Source organism: Thetidibacter halocola, from assembly GCF_018224955.1.
GTDB classification, from domain to species: domain Bacteria; phylum Pseudomonadota; class Alphaproteobacteria; order Rhodobacterales; family Rhodobacteraceae; genus Thetidibacter; species Thetidibacter halocola.
On record NZ_JAGTUU010000001.1, the window covers coordinates 133,375 to 151,956 of the forward strand.

Genomic DNA, 18,582 nt, shown 5'->3' on the forward strand with positions numbered 1-18,582 from the left:
TCGAAAAACCACAGCCACAACCCGTTACCCCGACGGCCTGCCTGTCGTCGTGAGGATTGAAGCGATGCCTGCCGCGACAGGCGCCGCACGGTTCGTCGCATCACGCCATCGTCGCGCAGATCGCGGCGCCGGGCATGGGAACTCTCGCAGGATGCTGTTCAGAAAAGCAGGTGCGAGTCCTGTCGCCTAACCTGCCGGTCCCGCCGTCCCGAGCAAGGCCAGGATCAAGCCCGCATGTCCAGGCACTCGAAGCCGACGACCTCAAGCGATCCGGCATCCAGCAAGGGCTGGAAATGGACGGTGAATTCGTTGGCCTGCAGGCCGCGCATGACATCTTCGGCGATCAGCGCAGTGGCGACACTGTGCTCTCGCATCGATGGTTCAAATTCCACCACCGTGTTGCGGCCCCGTCCCTTGCTGGCGTTGAGCGCGACGTCGGCTTCCTGCATTGCCTCCTCGAGGCCGCGCAGGTCTCCGGACCGCCATTGGGCGACGCGGATGCTGGCGCCGATCCGGCAGACCTGCCCGTCGAAGGATACAGGCTTGGCGATCGCCTCGCGCAGCCGGTCGGCCGGCCGCAGCGGCGCCGCCAGCGTCCGGCAAAGGAGTCCCCCGGCCCCGCAGCGCGTCGATATGCGCGAAGGTCTCGGTATCGAACAGGTCGGCCAGGTAGCACAAGTGCAAGGTTTCGAGGTCGAGGTTGTCCAGTGCGCGGCGGTTCGCGTGAGGGAGTCGCCCGCTGTCCGGATCGATGCTCAGCACCTCGCAGGACGAGGCATCGAGGCTTGTCCCGCAAAGCTCATGAGAGAAACCAACACTCCCTTCACCGCCCAGATTGTCTGGAGGAAGATCGCAAGGGTTTCTTGCTCCGTCGTCCGTGCAGGATGGCGTGCGAGGCGACGCTCAGCGCCGCCGGATCACCGTGGGCCAGCCAAAGGCTTGCGACAACGGCAGCGCACCGCCCTGGATGACTGAGGGCCGTTTCGCCCGCGGCATCAGCAGGGGCATCGGCCAGAAAAAGCGCGACATGAACCGCGTCCCCGGCAGGACCGACCGCGACGCGCGATGCCGCACGACATGGGGCATCGGCCAGAACATCCGCGAAACAAGCGCCCCGCCCCGGATGACCGAATGCCGACCATGCCGGTCGATCAGCAGCGGAAGTCCGAGCCCGCCGGTGATCGGGCCGCGCGGCATGTCGCCGGGCCGCGGCGGCATGGTCAGGAAGCGCCGGTGGGCGATCCCCGCGCCAGTGCCCGTGCCGGGAGGCTCTTCCTTGACCTTGAATTCCTGCACGCTCTCGTCCAGCGGCAGAGTGTTGCTCTCGGCCACGATCTCGCGCGTGATGCGTGCGGCCCCCAGCGGCCGGTAGGTCGCCTGCACCACCAGCAACGCCTTTTCCGTGCCCATCGCCTTGACCAGCGCCTGCGCCCCGGCCTCGGGAACCAGCAGACGGGTGAGGGCCGCGGCTTCCACCCCGCCCGTGATCACGTGCACGGCACGCGGCGGAAGCCCCGCCTGCCGAACCTTCGCCGCGACCGCGCGGGCCGCCTCCTCCGTGGCGTAAAGCCGCGTGATGACGTTCGTCATGATACCTCCACCGGGTTGCGTTCCGTTGTCGTTGCCTGCGAGCGGATCTTGAGGTCATGGCGCCCTCCGCGCCAGGCCAGCGGCAGCAGAACAGCGCAAGCCAGCGCCAGAAAGACCATCTCGATCCCGAAGACTACAGTATAGGGCACGTGCACCGCCATGCCATCCATCGCGGGCCGTGCCAGGATGGCGTCGCGCACGATCCCCGCCAGCGCCACGCCGAGGCCGGCGGCGGTGGCCTGCACCGCGCCCCAGGTTCCCAGCGCAAGGCCGATCCCGTCGCGCGGCGCGGACCGGATGCTGGCGGTCAGTGTCGCATGGCCGAACAGGCCCGCGCCGATCCCCGTCAGCAGGGTTCCCGCGAGGAACACCGGCGCGCCGCCACCCAGCGAGGACAGGATGATCGCGGCAAAGCCCGGAATGCCGATCCCGGCACCCAGCAGGCCCAGGCGTTCTGCCGATCCGCCTGCCCCGAGAGTGCGCGAGGCATATGCGAAGCCGACCAGCGTGCCCCCGGCCAGCAGCGCGGTAAGCTTGGTCGTGTCGGCCACGCTCAAACCTAGCGCCTGCCCGCCATAAGGTTCCAGCAGCACGTCGGCCGACCCGAAACCCAGCGTGCCAAGCGCGATAACCGCCAGCAGCCAGGGCTTGCCCGGCGTGCGGATCAGCCGTGCCCAGGCAACGCGGAACGGCTCTGGCCGCGTCGTCATCATCCGGCGCGCCACGTCGCGATTGCGCGCCTCCTGCTTCCACAAGGCCAGCAGGTTCAGCGCAACCGTCACCACTGCCGCGCCCTGGATCACCCGCACCAGACGACCCGGCGAATAGGGCTCCAGCAGGGCGCCAAACACCAGCGCGCTGACGACCATGCCTGCCAGCAGCATGACATACATCAGGCCCACGACCTTGGGCTGATCCTCTTCGGCGACCAGGTCGGTCGCCAAGGCCAGGCCCACGGTCTGCACCATGTGCACCCCCGCGCCCACCAGCAGAAAGGCCAGCGCCCCCGAGGTCAGGCCGATCCAGCGCGGCGCGTCCACCGCCTCGCCAAAGCCCGACAGCACCAGGAGCGCGAAAGGCATGATCGCGAAGCCGCCGAACTGGTACAGCGTGCCTTTCCAGATATAGGGCACCCGGCGCCAGCCCAGCGCCGACACATGCACGTCCGACCGGTGGCCGATCAGCACACGAAGCGGTGCGAACAGCAGCGGCAGCGCCAGCATCCCCGCGACCAGCGTCGCAGGGACGGACAATTCCACGATCATCACGCGGTTCAGCGTCCCCACCAGCAGGACCACCGCCATCCCGACCGTGACCTGGAACAGCGACAGCCGCAGCAGGCGCGACAGCGGCACCTCGGCCGTCGCCACGTCGGCGAAGGGCAGATAGCGCGGCCCGATCGCCGCCAGCTTGCGCAAGGCATAGGTGCGATAGTCGAACATGAACCCAGCCCCTGTCCGGTTGTGGCCGATCCCGCAGGCCGGTCGCCCGCGGGTCTGCGAGTGCGAGGGACGGCAGCCGGCGCACCGGCCGCCGCGCCGCTCAGTTCTGGACGAGCTTGCCCGCAGGCGCTGACGCCGAGGCCAGCAACGCGCCGGGCGGTTGCAGCACCGCCGTCGCCGTGGTGCCGTCCGGCATGACGACCAGAACCTGTTGGCCACCGTCGGGCATCGGCATCGTGTAGGCTGCCTTGGCGCTGTCCGTATCCGGCAGCATCCGCGCGGCAGCCTCTTGGGTGTCGCCGGCGCCCAGCGGCTGGCCGCTGAGATAATCGTTATACCACGACACCTTGCTGAGGACCGCGACATGCACGGCAAAGGATCCCACCGCGACGGCCCCGAGGAAGATCGGGACACCGACAGAGGGCGAAACGACGAGCCACATCTTGGCGTTGTTCATGTCAGCCTCCCGTTATCCAAGCCACGGTGTCGAGACCGCGACGAGGAAATGCGCGACCAGCGCGATCGCCCCAAAGACGCGCGTGCCATCGATCAGATAGCTGTGCACCTCCTCGGCCTCCTGAAGGGTCAGGCCGGTCGGCCAAACCTTGTCTGGATCATCGGTCATGTGAAATCTCCTCTCATGCAGCGTTTCAAGCGAAGCACAGCGGCCGCGTCCGAAACCGAGGGTCGGAGCAACCCTGCAAATCAACGGTTCCGGCAGGTCTGGCACGGACCGTACCTCGATACTGTCAGATTAATTTGACATGACAACTGTAATCTATAGCTTACATTCAGACTCCGCTTTGCACCCTTTTGGGCAAACCCCGCAAAGTTTCGAAACGCCAATCGGTTAGGGCATTCCGACCCATCCTGGCCAGAGCCCGCATGAAACGGGAAAGCCGCCCGCTGCGGCGCGACACGCGGCGAAACAGGGTGAACGGAATGCAGATTGCGACGAATCAACGCGGCCAGGACCGGGCGCGGCCGATAACGCCGCGCCCGGTCGTCGCTCAGGTCTTGAACACCCGGTAGATCGCCGGGATCACCAGAACCGTGAGCACGGTGGACGAGATCAGGCCGAACAGCAGCGAAATGGCGAGCCCTTGAAAGATCGGGTCCGCCAGGATCACCACGGCGCCGATCATCGCCGCCAGCGCGGTCAGAACGATGGGCTTGAAGCGCGTGGCACCCGCCTCGATCAGCACGTCGATCGTCACCGCGCCGTCGGGCCGCGCGTGGCGGATGAAATCCACCAGCAGGATCGAGTTGCGCACGATGATGCCCGCAAGCGCGATGAAGCCGATCATCGACGTAGCCGAGAACGGCGCGGCAAACAGCCAGTGTCCCACCATGATCCCGAGAAAGGTCAACGGCACCGGCGTCAGCACCACCAGCGGCAGGCGGAACGATCCGAACTGCGCAACCACCAGGATGTAGATGCCCAGCAGCGCCACGCCAAAGGCCGCACCCATGTCGCGGAACGTGACCCAGGTGACCTCCCATTCGCCATCCCAGAGCAGCACCGGTCGATCGGTTTCGGCGGGCTGGCCGTTCAGGCGGATCTCGGGCTTGGGCACGGCCTCGGTCCAGGTCATGGCGTCCAGCGCCTCGGCCACGGCGAGCATACCGTAAAGCGGCGCCTCGAAATCGCCCGCGAGTTCGCCCGTCACCATCACAACGTCATAGCCGTTGTGGCGAAAGACCGGCCACGAGGCGCGCTCCTCGCTGACCCGGATCACGTCGCCAAGCTCGACCACGCCGCGCTCGCCGGGAATCGCGTTCGCCGGCACCGGGATCGACAGCGCGCGCTCGTCCATCCGGCGGTCGCCCTTGTCACGGGCGATGACGATGGGGATGGGCCGGCGCCCATCGCCGCGATGAGAATAGCCCACCGTGGTCGTGCCGTTCAGCAGGCGCAACGTCTGGAGCACGTCCGCCTCCTGCACGCGGTAGAAATCGAGGTCGCTGGGTGAAAGCTCGGCGCGCAGGCGGCGCGGCTGCTGTCCCAGGCTGTCGTCCACGTCGACGACAAAGGGCACGCCCTCGAACGCCTCGCGCACCCTCGCCGCGACCGCATGCCGGGTCTCGGCGTCGGGTCCGTAGATCTCGGCCAGCAGCGTCGCGATGACGGGCGGTCCGGGCGGCGGTTCCACCACCTTGATGACCGCGCCCTCGGGCAGGTCCAGCGCGCGCAGCCGCTCGCGCAGGTCCAGCGCGATCTCGTGGCTGCTGCGCTCGCGTTCCTCCTTGCCGGCGAGGTTCAGCTGCACCTCGCCCAGTTCCGGCGACTGCCGGAGGAAATAATGCCGGACGAGACCGTTGAAATTGAAGGCCGCGGCCGTGCCCGCGTGGGTCTGCGCCGAGTGCACCTCGGGCAGGTCCAGCGCGACATGCGCGGCGGCGCTCGCCACGGCGTCCGTCGCCTCGACCGAGGCGCCCTCGGGCATGTCGATCACGATGGCCAGTTCCGACTTGTTGTCGAAGGGCAGCAGTTTGACCGTGACGTCCTTGGTATAAAGCGCCCCGAGCGAGCCAAAGGACAGCACGAAGGCGACGATCAGGAACAGGCCCGACACCGCCTTGTTCGCCAGAAGCGGCCGCGCCACAGCGGCAAAGAGCCGTCCCAGCCAGCCGCCCTGCGCATGATCTCCATGAGCATGGGCGGCATGCGCCCGGCCCGCGATGCGCAGCATCAGCCAGGGCGTGATCATCACGGCGACGAAAAAGGAAAAGATCATTGCCGCCGAGGCATTGGCGGGGATCGGGCTCATGTAGGGGCCCATCAGCCCGGAAACGAAAAGCATCGGCAGCAGCGCCACGACGACTGTCAGCGTGGCGACGATAGTGGGGTTGCCGACCTCGGCCACGGCGGCCACGGCGGCATCCTGCGGGCCGCGCCCGCCGATCCGGCCGGCCCAGTGCCGCGCGATGTTCTCGATCACCACGATGGCGTCGTCGACCAGGATTCCGATGGAAAAGATCAGCGCGAAGAGCGAAACGCGGTTCAGCGTATAACCCATGATCCAGGCGGCAAACAGCGTCAGCAGGATGGTGACCGGGATGACCAGCGCCACCACGACCGCCTCGCGCCAGCCGATGGCGACCAGCACCAGCGCCACGATCGACACGGTGGCGAGGCCAAGGTGGAACAGCAGTTCATTGGCCTTCTCGTCGGCGGTTTCGCCATAGTCACGGGTGATTTCGACCGACACGCTGTCGGGGATCAGCCCGCCCTGCATCGCCTCGACCCGGTGCAGGATCTCCTCGGCCACCAGCACCGCATTGGCCCCGGCGCGCTTGGCCACGGCCAGCGTCACGGCCGGGCGGCGATGCACCGTTCCCGCCTCGTCGCGGTGAAAGCTGGAAACGCGGTGTTCCTCGAGATCGTCGGCCAGGCCCACGGTCGCCACGTCGCGGACATAGACGGTGCGTCCGTCCCGCGTGGTCAGTTCCAGGTTGGCGATCTCCTCGGGGGTGGCCAGCGTCTTACCGATCACCAGTCCCACCTGCTCACCGCCGTCCCGCAACAGGCCCGCTGGCGCCGCGCTGTTGGCGCCCTGCACCTTGCCGGCCAGTTGTTGCAGCGTGACGCCATACAGCGCCAGCTTTTCCGGGTCAGGGGCGACGCGCAAGGCCTCGTCCGTCTCGCCCACCAGGTAGGTGAGGCCGACATCGTCGATCCTGGCGAGTTCCACCTGCACCTCGCGCACGATGCGCGTGAGTGCCGCCGCTCCGATCCCGTCCTCGCCCGCAACCGGGGAAAAGGTCAGCGAAACGATGGCCACGTCATTGATGCCCCGCCCCACCACCAGCGGTTCGGGGATGCCGACCGGGATGCGGTCGAGATTGGCCATCAGCTTGTCGCGGACCCGCAGGATGGCGGTGTCGGCGGGAATGCCAACCTTGAACCGGGCCGTGACCATCACCCGGTCGTCGCGCGTGTCGGAATAGACATGCTCGACCTCGTCGATGGCCTTGACGACGGTTTCCAGCGGTTCGGTGATCAGCTTGACCGCGTCCTCGGCCCGCAGCCCGTCGGCCTGCACGTGGATGTCAACCAGCGGGACGGAAATCTGCGGCTCTTCCTCGCGGGGCAGGCTGACCAGGGCGATCATGCCCACGGCCAGCGAGGCCAGCAGCAACAGGGGGGTCAGCGGCGAGGCGATGAAGGCGCGGGTCAGGCGGCCAGCCAGACCCAGCGCTGTTGCGGGATTGCCTTCACTCATGGCCGATCACCACGGTCTCGCCGGGTTCAAGCCCGGTCAGGATCTCCAGCCAGATGGCGCCGTCGCGGGTGACGCTGCCGCCAGGTACAACGGCACGGGTGCGAGGGCCCGCCTCGGTCTCGACCGTCACGAGGTCGAGTCCGCCATGCCGGGTCAGCGCCGCCTCCGGCACGAGGATCGCATCGCGGCTGCCCACGGGCAGGCGCACAGGCACGCGACGCCCGACGAAACGCCCATCAAGCCCCGCGACCTCGACATCCGCCTGCACGCGGCCGCCCTCGATCTGCGGGTAGAGCTTGACCAGCGTGCCGCTGCCGCCGTCACCGATCTCGATCGCGTTGCCCTCGGCCAGGTCGCCGGCATGGCGTTCGGGGATCGACAGGCGCAGAAAGACGCCGCCCCCCGCGACCACGGCCGCAGCCTCGCCGGGATTGACCACCGAGCCGCGCGAGATCGGGACCGAGATCACGATGCCGTCGCCCGGCGACAGGATCGCGCCCTCGGCGATCTGCTGTTCGACCACCAGGCGCTCGGCGCCCAGGCTGCTGATCTGCCCCTCGATCACGTCCACCGCGGTCTGGAGCTGGTCCAGCCGCTGCGTCGTGATGACCCCGCGCTCGATCAAGGTGCGGCCGCGTTCCAGGTCTGCCGTCGCGGTCTCGCGCTGGGCGTTCAGGGAGGACAACTGGGCATCGAGCGCGTTGATGCGGAATTGCAGCTTGTCGTCCACCACTAGCGCGACGCGTTGACCGGCGGTGACGCTGTCACCCTCGGTCACGTCAAGCGCGACAACCGTGCCGCCGATCCGCGCCCGCGCGGGCACCCGGTCCCGCGCCTCGACCTGGCCAAAGACCGCCTTCCATTCGACGATCGGAGCGGCGGTCACGGTGACGGTTTCCGCCAGGATACCCTGCCCGGCGGCGATCAACCAGGCCAGCAGGAACAGGAAATGTGGCGTGCCGATGCGCATGGTGTCCTCCGGGGTGTTTCGCGTGTGTCCACGCCTTATCGGCCAACCCGGCGGCGCCTGCGTTGATGAAGATCAACAAACGGAACAGGTCTTGCGGACAGGGCGCTGTCCCGTCGACCTCAGACGAGGATGATGTCGTCCAGCAACCCGGTCGTGCTGGTCAGCCCCTCGAAGGTGAGGCTGTGACCATCCCCGAAGTCCAGCACGAGGCTGCCCGAGGACAGGTTGGACAATGCATCGAGCCGCGCCTGGCTCAATGCGCCGCCCCACAGTGTCGTGTCGATCTGGAGCGCGTCGATACCGACCTGGTAATCGGTGATCCGGTCGGCGTCGATCGCATCGGCGAAGATGAACACATCCGCCCCGGTGCCACCCGCTGCAGTATCGTTGCCGCCGCCCATGCGGATCGTGTCATTGCCGGAGCCGCCCACCACGAAGTCGTCGCCGAACCGGGTCTGGTCGTTGTCGAACCACTGGTCGTCACCGTCCCCCAGGAAGGCACGGTCGCGGCCGTTGCCCCCGGCAACCGTATCATTGCCGGCACCGGCGTTCAGCGTGTCGTTCTGGTCGCCGCCGAACAGCCGGTCGTTGCCCAGGCGCCCCAGGATCAGGTCCTTGCCGTGCTCACCAAAGAAGACGTCGTCGCCCGCGCCGCCGCCGATCGTGTCGTTGCCGACATTGCCGTACACGGTATCCCGGCCGTTCACGCCGCCCTGGGCATTGTCGACGAACAGGTCATCACCAATGCCCATGTAGACAAGGTCGCGGCCGTTGCCGGCAGTGACGGTGTCCGCGCCATCGCCAGCCTGCACGGTGTCAGACCCGGCACCGCCGAAAATCCCGTCGTCACCGTCGCCGCCAGAGATGCTGTCGGCCCCGTTCTGGCCATAGAAGACGTCGTTGCCGTGGCCGCCCAGGATCGTATCGTTGCCGCCATTGCCGAGCAGGATATCGTCGTCGTCGCCGCCCAGCAGCAGGTCGTCGCCGTCGCCCCCGGTCAGCGTGTCGCTGCCGCCAAGGCCGGTCAGCGTATCGGCGCCGTTGCCGCGCCCGGTCAGGCGGTTGGCGCCGTCATTGCCGGTGAGGGTCGCGTCCATTCCCAGCCCTGCGGTCAGGTCGCCATCGCCGGATCCCAACAGGACGGCCCGGGTGATCGGCATCGTTGCCGAGCCGCCCTCCGGCGTGCCGAAGGTCAGGCTGGTGGAGCTGCGCAGGATCCAGCCGTCTGACAGCCGGACGAAATCCAGCTTGGCATTCTCGCCGGCCATGTCGAGTGTCACCTGAACGCCACCGGCCAGGCCGGGCAGCGTTGCGGTAAAGGTGGTCGGGCCGGTTTCCTGTGTCGGGCGGAACTGGTAGCCACCGGACGACCAGCCATCGATCGTTCCGACCTCGGTCGCAAGACTGACGCCGCCCTGCCCTTCGCCCGACGTATACTGCCCGTCGCCATTGGCATCGGCAAAGACCACGCCGACGACCTGCGCCTTGTAGCTCCAGGTCGTGCCGAAGTTCTGTGTCACTACCCAGGGGCCGACCGACGTGCGCGCGTCGGTTTCGGCGATGACGGACATGCCGATTTCGGTATAGGTTGCGCTGAGCATCGAGTTGCGGTGGCCGGCGGGATCCTGCATGCCGTCACCGAGGCTGGCCCAGTTCGTGCGCAGCGTGTTGTTGGAAAAGTCGGTCGAATCATAACCCCAGTCGACATAGAACCCAGCATGGGCATGCAGCGGCGACTGGGAAAAGGCATAGACGTTCTCGCCGAGGGCGCTCCAGGTATAGCCGGCGGCCGTCACCCGGTTGCCAAGGGACGCTTCGCCCGGAACCTGGTGGCTTTGCAGATCTGCGTCAATCATCGCCGCGGTGTGGCCAGCAGCCGCGTCGGCCAGGCGATCGTTCCAGGCCAGTGGGGCCACGGCTGCATAGCTGTCGAGTTGCGCGCGAAAGGAGTCGAGATCGACACCGAAATAGCGCAGGGCCGTGGTGATGTCCCGGGTCGCGCCGGTGACGCTGGCCTCATCTGTTACCAGGAAGTCAAACTCACCTGCGGGGTCAAGCCTTGCACGGTTCAGAAGTTCCAGCATCTCTTGCTCGAAATTCGTCGGGCTGGGCATGGGTCTGGACTCCGTTCTGCGTGCGTCTGCGTCCCTGCAATGAGCATGGAATTCGGCCGATCTCGTGGCATTGAACCGGCGAAAAAAGGAAGAAACAACCGCAACCGGGTATCATCTGCGCGTGATTTCGCTCAAATGCGATCCGCTTTCGGTTGCGGCGCCGTTGCCCTCGGCAGGACCGGAGGAGATCACGCCGCCCGGGTCATCGCGGATGGCGCGGCCTCCGTCCCGGAAGAGAGTTCAAACCGCTCGACCTGACCGGACAGCCCCTCGGCCTGCTGACGCAGCATATGGGCTGCGGCGGTCGCCTCTTCGACCATCGCGGCATTCTGCTGCGTCACCTGGTCCAGGCTGGCGACGCCGGCATTGATCTGCGACAGGCCTTGCGCCTGTTCGTTTGCCGCCTTGGCGATGCCGGAAACCAGCTGCGAGATGTCGGCGACCTCGCGCACCACATCCTCGAGCGCCGCACCCGCGCGTTGGACAAGGTCGACCCCGCTCTTGACCTGCTCGGACGAGCCTGAGATCAGGTCCTTGATCTGGCGGGCCGCGTCGGAACTGCGCTGGGCCAGCGCGCGGACCTCGGAGGCGACCACGGCAAAGCCCTTGCCTGACTCGCCGGCGCGGGCGGCCTCGACACCGGCGTTCAGCGCCAGGAGGTTGGTCTGGAAGGCGATGTCGTCGATCACCGAGATGATCTCTCCGATCTGGCCCGAGGACGTCTCGATCGCGCTCATCGCGCTCATCGCCTGGCGCATGACCTCGTCGTTGCGCGCGGCCTTTTCTCGGGCGGTCTGGACGGCGCGATCGGCGTCATCGGCATTGGTGGCGGTCACCCGCACGCTCGACGACAGTTCGTCCAGGGCCGCGGCGGTCTGTTCCAGCGTCGCGGCCTGGGTTTCGGTCCGGCGCGACAGATCGTCCGAGGCCGCCGCGATCTCGTCCGAGCCGCTACGGATCGAGGAGGCGGTCTCGCCCACGGCGCGAATGGCGTCGCCGACGCTTGTCAGGGCGCGATTGAAATTGTCCCGCAGGGTTTCATACTCGGGCGGGAAGATGTCGGTGATGCGGCGCGACAGCAATCCATGCGACAGCGCGTCGAGCCCCTGCGCCAGGCGTTCGACCACCTGGGCCTGATCCTGGTGCGCGGCGGCCTGCGCCGCTTCAAGACTGCGCGCCTTCTTCAGTCCTTCGACCAGCTGCGCGAGATCGGCTGCGATACCTCCGATCTCGTCCCGGCGGTCCTGCATCGGAACGGGCTGATCATAGTCGCCCCGCGCAACGGCATCGACAGAGGCGCGCAGGGTCGCAAGCGGCCGCCCCAGTTGACGGCGCAGCAACCAAAGCACCGCCAGCGACACGATCCCGAGCACGGCGATTGCCTCGATGATGACCTGCCGATGCTCGGCCAGGGCCATCTCGACCGCGGTGTCGTCGCTCCAGGCCATGGCGACGATGCCGACTGCAGGCCCCTCGGGCGCGGCCAGAACCGGCACCGCAAGGCTGAGACCGCCATCGGCCACCGTGTTGCCAGCCTGCGACAGGCCCGAACGGGCGAGTTCGGTCAACGCGCCGAGCATGCCTTGGGCACCCTCGGCCGCGGCCGAGGACAGAACCGTGCCCTCTGCATCCAGCACCACGGCGGCAAGGCCCGAACTGCCAGCGGATTTCATCGCCGTATCCACGACGCCCTCGATCTGCGGCAGCGCCTTGAACCGGATCGGCTTGACGAGTTCCTCAGCCTTCAGCGTGACGGTGCGGTCCGCGGCATCGACGACCCGCTGGCTGGCAAGGCTGACGACAAGCCGGCCCGCCTCGAACGCGAGAACCCCGGCGACGAGTACCGTGGCCAGCACCATGACGGCGGCTGTCCGGACAAAGACGGAATGCCTGACGGTTCCGATCCAATGCATCGCTTTCACGTTTCTCTCCTCCTGGTCGCGATCGATCCTGCGGGCCGGGACGCGCTTACATCAGCGCTTCGGCGTCCACGCCGACGGTCATCGCGCCGATCGCTGCGCCGGTGGCGGGATCGACGATGGTGAACGAGATCTGCGCCTGGTAGCTCTGGCTGGATTCGTCGAATTCCACCTCGCTGATATGGACGGCGCCGACGCCCTTGCCGAAGGTTTCCTGGAACTTCGCCTCATCCCCCTGCCAGTAGTCGGAGGTCACGTCGGAGGCGGCAACGTTCAGGCCCAGATTGTCCATCACGAAGACCTCGGTGATGGCACCGCCGGTCGCGGCGACCTGCGTGCGCAGGAAATCGGCCGCGGCGTTAGCCAGAACGGAATCGACGTGCGGTGTCGCGGCGGTGCCGACCTCGGCCCGCCAGGCCTGGTCCAGCGCCTCGATGGCGGCGGCATCCAGACCGGTGTGTTTGACATTCTGCGCCTGGATCGCCTGGATCAGGACAGGATCCTGTGCCCAGGGCATGATCTGCGCGTCGAGATAGGACTGCATCGAGGATTTCACGTCGACGGCATGGGCGGCGGGGGCCATCAGTGCGACGGCGGCGGCGGCAAGAAGAAGACGGGGCATTGCAGACTCCGATTGTTTCAGAACTGCCCGCAGCCTAGGCACCGGTCTGCTTACAGGTGGTTAAGAACACCCGTTTCGCTCGCATTCGAAACAGTTTCCAGAAAGCGAATCCGGTGTCGCTTTCGGGCAAGACCGCACGCCACCCGCTGTCCGACACTTGCACGACAAGCAGATGGGAGGCCGCCATGACCGAAACGACCCTGCGCCGCTCGGGCGGCCGTGCCGCGCGCCTGAGTGCGCGCGCCTCCGTGGCGGAACCCGCGATGCGCCCGATCAGGCCCGGCTTGCGGGGTGGACAGTATCGCCCCCTCAGCGACGCGGACGTGCAACGCATCCACGAGGCCGCCCTGCGCGCATTGTTCGAGATCGGCCTGGCCGACGCGCCCGAAAGCGGCATCGCGGCGATGACGGCGGCGGGTGCGATCCTGGGCACGGACCGGCGGTTGCGGTTTCCGCCCGCGATGGTCGAGGACGCGCTGGCGCGGACGCGGCGCGACCTGGTGCTGTTCGGCCGCAGCCCCGAGAACGACCTCGACCTGTCGGGAACCCGCGTGCATTTCGGCACGGCCGGCGCCGCGGTGCACATGGTCGACGTCGAGACCGATCGCTATCGCGAAAGCACGGTCGCCGACCTGCATGACGCGGCCCGCATCGCCGATGTTCTGGACAACATCCATTTCGTGCAGCGCCCGATGGTCTGCCGCGACATTCCCGACAACCTGGAAATGGACCTCAACACGATCTATGCCTGCTGCACCGGCACGCTGAAACACGTGGGCACATCCTTTACCGACCCGGATTTCGTCGATGATGCGCTGGAACTGCTGCACATGATCGCCGGGTCCGAGGCAGCGTGGCGCGACCGGCCCTTCGTCTCGAACTCAAACTGTTTCGTCGTGCCGCCGATGAAATTCGCCACCGAAAGCTGCAAGGTGATGGAGGCCTGCATCCGCGGCGGAATGCCGGTGCTGCTGCTCAGCGCGGGCCAGGCTGGCGCGACCGCACCCGTCACCATCGCCGGCGCCATCGTGCAGGCGGTGGCGGAATGCCTCGCGGGCCTGTGCTATGTCGACGCGCTCGCGCCGGGGCATCCGGTGATCTTCGGCACCTGGCCCTTTGTCAGCGACCTGCGCACCGGCGCGATGTCCGGCGGTTCGGGCGAGCAGGCGCTGCTGACGGCGGGCTGCGCGCAGATGCATGCCTTCTACGGGCTGCCGGGCGGTGCCGCCGCGGGCATCGCCGACAGCAAACGTCCCGACATGCAGGCCGGGTGGGAGCAGATGTGCTCGAACGTCATGGCGGGGCTTGCGGGGCTGAACATGGTCTACGAGGCGGCGGGGATGCACGCCTCACTGCTGGGCTTCTGCCATGAAAGCCTGATCCTGGGCGACGACCTGATCGGACAGGCGCTGCGCTGCGTGCGCGGCATCGAGGTGGACGACGACACGCTGGCGCTGGACGCCATCCGCGACGCGTGCATCGGCGGCGTGGGCCATTACCTCGGGTCCAGTCAGACGCTGGCGCGGATGCAGCGGGACTATGTCTATCCCGCGCTCGGCGACCGGTCATCGCCGAAGGAATGGGAGGAACGCGGCAAGCCCGACCTGCTGGCGCAAACCACGGCGCGCAAGATGGCGATCCTGGCCACCACGCCCCGCGCAAGGCTGGACCCCGCCACTGACAAGGCTATCCGGGCGCGCTTCCGCATTCACCTGCCGGCCTGACCCAAGGGCGCGCATCGAGGGGGCTTCCCGGGACTCACCGGAACGGGTAGTGTCCCGGCCTCAACGAAAGCCTCCACCATGCCCTACATGATCCTTGCCCTCGCGGTCCTGGCCGAGACCATCGGCACGACTGCCCTTCAGGCCAGCCAGCAGTTCACCCGCCCCGGACCGAGCGTCGTCGTCGTCCTCGCCTATGGCGCCGCCTTCTACCTTCTGTCGATGGCGCTCAATCACTTCCCGGTTGGCATCGCCTATGCGATCTGGTCCGGCCTTGGCATCATGCTGATCGCGCTGATCGGCTGGACCGTCTTTGGCCAGCGGCTGGACTGGCCCGCAATCCTCGGCATGGGCATGATCCTGGGTGGAATCCTGGTGATCAACCTGTTCTCCTCGGCAACCCATCCCTGAAGGGAAAACCCCCGGCGGAAAGCGCCGGGGGTCCGTGCCTTGCAGGAGGGATCGCGCGTCAGAAGCGCAGGGTTCCACGCAGCGAATAGCTCTGCGCCTCCGCGTCGATGCCCGAACCGCCGATGTCGTCAAACCGGTGCATCAAGGCCTCGCTGCCGATCGAGAACCGGTCTGTCAGGCGGTACTCGACACCAACACCGCCGACCGGGCCGTTGGCCGTGCCCAGCGACGTATCGATGCGCGCCGCACCGGCGGTGCCGTAGATCAGCGTGCGGCCAGCGTCATAGCCCGCGCGCAGCTTGATACGCGCGACGTTGTCCACGTCGACGCCACCGATGTCATAGTCGTTGCCGGCCTGGACCTCGGCCTCGCCGCCCAGGACGAAGGCGCCAAAGTCGTAGTCATAGCCTGCATGAAGGCCGTAGACGCCGCCCGTCTCGGACGTGCCCGCGGCCTGGGTGTCGAGTCGGCCGAGGCTCAGGCCCGCGTAACCGCCGGTCCAGTCGCCACCCAGAGGTGCGGCGACCGGGGCCACCGGCGCCATCGGAACCGGATCGACCGGTGCGGCGTCGATGCTGCCGGCCATTGCGGGGGCTGCGGCCATTGCGGTTGCGGCCGCTAGGGCAAGAATGCTCGATTTCATGACTGTCTCCTTTATTGACTGTCTCCGCGCCCCCCTCGGGTTGCGCGGTCACGGGATACATGTGGCGACCCGTTGCAGCCGTTCAACCGGTTGAGCCACCCGCTGTTTCCCGCCCGGCCCCTGCCCCGGCGTCACCGGCCAAAGCCTGCCGGGCCTTGCTATCCCAACCGGCCGAAACCCGCCGGTTCCCGCAACCGCTCGCACGCTCGTGAAGCGTCGCCGGCTTGCAACAGCCGGTCGCCCGCCACATTTGCGCTGGTCTTTTCAGCCGGTCCCGGCTAGGTCCGCGCCAACTCCGATCAAAGGAACGATCCCATGGATTTGCGCAACGTCGCGATCATCGCTCACGTTGACCACGGCAAGACGACGCTGGTGGACGAACTGCTGAAACAATCCGGCGCATTCCGCGCCAACCAGGCCGTGGCCGAGCGGGCAATGGACTCGAACGACCTCGAGCGCGAACGCGGCATCACCATCCTCGCCAAGTGCACCTCGGTGGAGTGGAAGGGCACGCGGATCAACATAGTCGACACGCCCGGCCACGCCGATTTCGGCGGCGAGGTCGAGCGCATCCTGAGCATGGTGGACGGTGTGGTTCTGCTGGTCGACGCCGCGGAAGGGCCGATGCCGCAGACCAAGTTCGTGACCTCCAAAGCGCTGGCGCTTGGCCTGCGCCCGATCGTGGTGCTGAACAAGGTCGACAAGCCCGACGCCGAGCCCGACCGCGCGCTGGACGAGTGCTTTGACCTGTTCGCCAATCTCGACGCCGACGAGGACCAGCTGGATTTCCCGCATCTCTACGCCTCGGGCCGTGCCGGCTGGGCCGATACCGAGTTGGACGGGTCGCGCAAGAATCTCGACCCGCTGTTCAAGCTGATCGTGAACCACGTTCCCGCGCCCAAGCAGATCAAGCACCAGAACGAGGATTTCCGGATGCTGGCGACAACGCTGGGCGCCGATCCCTTTGTCGGGCGGCTCCTGACCGGACGGGTGGAATCCGGCAAGCTGAAGGTCGGCGCGACGGTGCAGGCGCTGTCGCGCATCGGCCAGAAGATAGAGCAGTTCCGCGTGACCAAGATCCAGGCCTTTCGCGGTCTCCAGATGCGGGACATCGAAGAGGCTCAGGCCGGCGACATCGTCAGCCTGGCCGGCATGTCCAAGGCGACCGTGGCAGATACGATCTGCGCGCTGGCGGTGGACAAACCGCTAAAGGCGCAGCCGATCGACCCGCCGACCATCACCGTGACCTTCGGCATCAACGACAGCCCGCTGGCTGGCCGTGACGGCAAGAAGGTGCAGTCGCGGGTGATCCGGGACCGCCTCTACAAGGAGGCGGAATCCAACGTCGCGATCAAGATCAAGGACACGCCCGGCGGCGAGGCCTTCGAGGTATCGGGGCGCGGCGAACTCCAGATGGGCGTGCTGATCGAGAACATGCGCCGCGAAGGGTTCGAACTGTCGATCTCGCGGCCGCAGGTCATCCTGAAGGAGACCGACGAAGGCATGATGGAGCCGATCGAAGAGGTCACGATCGACGTCGACGACGACTATTCCGGCGCGGTGATCGAGAAGGTGACCGGCGCGCGCAAGGGTGAACTGGTCGAGATGCGACCCTCGGGTGTCGGCAAGACGCGGATCATCGCGCATGTGCCGTCACGCGGTCTGATCGGCTATCACGGCGAGTTCCTGACCGACACGCGCGGCACCGGCGTGCTGAACCGCGTGTTCCACGGCTGGGCGCCGCACAAGGGTCCGATCCCGGGGCGGCGCGCGGGCGTGCTGATCTCGATGGAGAACGGCGAAGCGGTGGCCTATGCGCTGTGGAACCTCGAAGAGCGCGGACGCATGTTCGTCGAGCCGCAGGAGCAGGTCTATACCGGCATGATCATCGGCGAGCATTCGCGCGACAACGATCTCGAGGTGAACCCGCTCAAGGGCAAGAAGCTGACCAACGTGCGCGCCTCTGGCACCGACGAGGCGGTGCGCCTGACGCCCGTCAGCCGCATGACGCTGGAACAGGCCATCGCCTATATCAACGACGATGAACTGGTCGAGGTGACGCCGAACGCGATCCGGCTGCGCAAGCGCTACCTGGACCCGCATGAGCGCAAGCGGATGTCGAAATCTCTCTAAGATGGCGGATGGGCGCCCTGCCCCCGTTTGCTTTCGCGACTCTCCCAGCGGTTTCCGGGCAAGATGAAGCGGGGGGCCGGCGACATCCCGTCAGGTTGCGCCCGGCCGCGCGCCGGGTCACTCTGGCCGGCATGCGCCTGATCCCCCTCTTCGCCATACTCGCCGCTGGATCGCTATCGGCGGAACCTCAGCTTTGCGACAACCGGCTGTTCACGGTCGAGGCCGGGGATGCCGGGCTGCGGCGACAAATCTGCGAACAATCCGACAGCGCATTGACCGTTCTGGCTGATTGCGGCTTGCCAAAGCCCGATCCGGTCCGGGTTCGCGTCGTAGAGGCGTTCGAAACGGATTGCGTCGGGCTTTTCCACTGCGGCGTGGGCTTGATCGAAGTGCTGGCACCGGAACCGATGACGGAGCGGCAAGCGGATTTCGCCATCTTCGCCGAAATCCCGCCACGGGATTTCCAGGCGAGCATCCTGATGCACGAGGTCGCGCATGCGGTTCTGGAAAAGACGCCCTGTCCGGACCGCAATTGCCTCGTGACGGAGGAGTATTTCGCCTACATGCTGCAAATCCTGTCATTGCCGGATGCCGACCGCGACCGGCTTTCGACGATGCTGCAAGGCAAAGGCGTCGATCACGGCGCCTATCTGAACGAATTCATCCTGCTGATGGCGCCCGAGAAATTCATTCTGCACGCGTGGGCTCACCTGAGCAGCCGCCCGGATCCCTGCGCCCATTTGCGCCGGATCGCGGCGGGCGACTTGTCGTTCGACCAAGACGACAATTGA

Annotated in this window: 15 protein-coding genes; 4 read left to right on the forward strand and 11 right to left on the reverse strand. The window is 66.9% G+C overall.

The window, feature by feature from the left end:
- Positions 1–224: 224 nt before the first annotated feature.
- The 10 genes from KB874_RS00660 to KB874_RS00705 all read right to left on the reverse strand — a co-directional run bounded on the left by KB874_RS00660 (position 225) and on the right by KB874_RS00705 (position 12,883).
- Entirely contained in the window at positions 225–449 is a 225-nt protein-coding gene (locus KB874_RS00660; RefSeq protein ID WP_212534605.1) for a hypothetical protein, read from the reverse strand.
- A gap of 454 nt (positions 450–903) precedes the next feature.
- Positions 904–1,590: a hypothetical protein gene (locus tag KB874_RS00665; RefSeq protein WP_212534606.1), complete on the reverse strand. Its 687-nt coding sequence runs from the start codon at positions 1,588–1,590 to the stop codon at positions 904–906.
- Positions 1,587–3,032, reverse strand: coding sequence for a PucC family protein (locus tag KB874_RS00670; RefSeq protein ID WP_212534607.1), 1,446 nt, complete (start codon positions 3,030–3,032; stop codon positions 1,587–1,589). Before KB874_RS00670 ends, KB874_RS00665 begins: the two co-directional genes overlap by 4 nt.
- Positions 3,033–3,132: 100 nt before the next feature.
- Entirely contained in the window at positions 3,133–3,489 is a 357-nt protein-coding gene (locus KB874_RS00675; RefSeq protein WP_212534608.1) for a light-harvesting protein, read from the reverse strand.
- A 12-nt stretch (positions 3,490–3,501) separates the two neighbouring features.
- Positions 3,502–3,657 carry a light-harvesting antenna LH1, beta subunit gene (gene pufB / locus KB874_RS00680; protein WP_212534609.1) on the reverse strand — a complete coding sequence of 52 codons (156 nt, stop codon included), beginning with the start codon at positions 3,655–3,657 and terminating at the stop codon, positions 3,502–3,504.
- Positions 3,658–4,042: 385 nt separating this feature from the next.
- Positions 4,043–7,258, reverse strand: coding sequence for an efflux RND transporter permease subunit (locus KB874_RS00685; protein WP_212534610.1), 3,216 nt, complete (start codon positions 7,256–7,258; stop codon positions 4,043–4,045).
- On the reverse strand, positions 7,251–8,228 hold the full coding sequence (locus KB874_RS00690) for an efflux RND transporter periplasmic adaptor subunit (RefSeq protein WP_212534611.1): 978 nt from the start codon (positions 8,226–8,228) through the stop codon (positions 7,251–7,253). Before KB874_RS00690 ends, KB874_RS00685 begins: the two co-directional genes overlap by 8 nt.
- Positions 8,229–8,347: 119 nt before the next feature.
- Complete coding sequence (locus KB874_RS00695; RefSeq protein WP_212534612.1) at positions 8,348–10,342, reverse strand: CAP domain-containing protein; 1,995 nt, start codon at positions 10,340–10,342, stop codon at positions 8,348–8,350.
- A 188-nt stretch (positions 10,343–10,530) separates the two neighbouring features.
- Positions 10,531–12,255, reverse strand: coding sequence for a methyl-accepting chemotaxis protein (locus KB874_RS22770; protein WP_249200234.1), 1,725 nt, complete (start codon positions 12,253–12,255; stop codon positions 10,531–10,533).
- Between the two features lie 55 nt (positions 12,256–12,310).
- A complete protein-coding gene (locus KB874_RS00705) occupies positions 12,311–12,883 on the reverse strand; it encodes a hypothetical protein (RefSeq protein WP_212534613.1) in 573 nt (190 codons plus the stop codon).
- Positions 12,884–13,068: 185 nt separating this feature from the next.
- Here KB874_RS00705 and KB874_RS00710 point away from each other — a divergent pair, with 185 nt between their 5' ends.
- Together KB874_RS00710 and KB874_RS00715 are read left to right on the forward strand one after the other, a co-directional pair.
- A complete protein-coding gene (locus tag KB874_RS00710; RefSeq protein ID WP_212534614.1) occupies positions 13,069–14,607 on the forward strand; it encodes a trimethylamine methyltransferase family protein in 1,539 nt (512 codons plus the stop codon).
- Positions 14,608–14,685: 78 nt separating this feature from the next.
- Positions 14,686–15,015 (forward strand): SMR family transporter, encoded by a 330-nt coding sequence (locus tag KB874_RS00715; protein WP_212534615.1) that lies wholly within the window; start codon positions 14,686–14,688, stop codon positions 15,013–15,015.
- A 58-nt stretch (positions 15,016–15,073) separates the two neighbouring features.
- Here the strand turns inward: KB874_RS00715 and KB874_RS00720 are convergent, their stop codons facing one another.
- The gene (locus KB874_RS00720) at positions 15,074–15,658 is read right to left on the reverse strand and encodes an outer membrane protein (RefSeq protein ID WP_212534616.1); all 585 of its coding nucleotides are present in this window, start codon (positions 15,656–15,658) and stop codon (positions 15,074–15,076) included.
- A gap of 315 nt (positions 15,659–15,973) precedes the next feature.
- Here KB874_RS00720 and typA point away from each other — a divergent pair, with 315 nt between their 5' ends.
- Positions 15,974–17,791 (forward strand): translational GTPase TypA, encoded by a 1,818-nt coding sequence (gene typA, locus KB874_RS00725; RefSeq protein ID WP_212534617.1) that lies wholly within the window; start codon positions 15,974–15,976, stop codon positions 17,789–17,791.
- 8 nt (positions 17,792–17,799) lie between these two features.
- Positions 17,800–18,582, forward strand: a complete 783-nt coding sequence (locus tag KB874_RS00730) for a DUF6639 family protein (protein ID WP_212534618.1) — start codon at positions 17,800–17,802, stop codon at positions 18,580–18,582.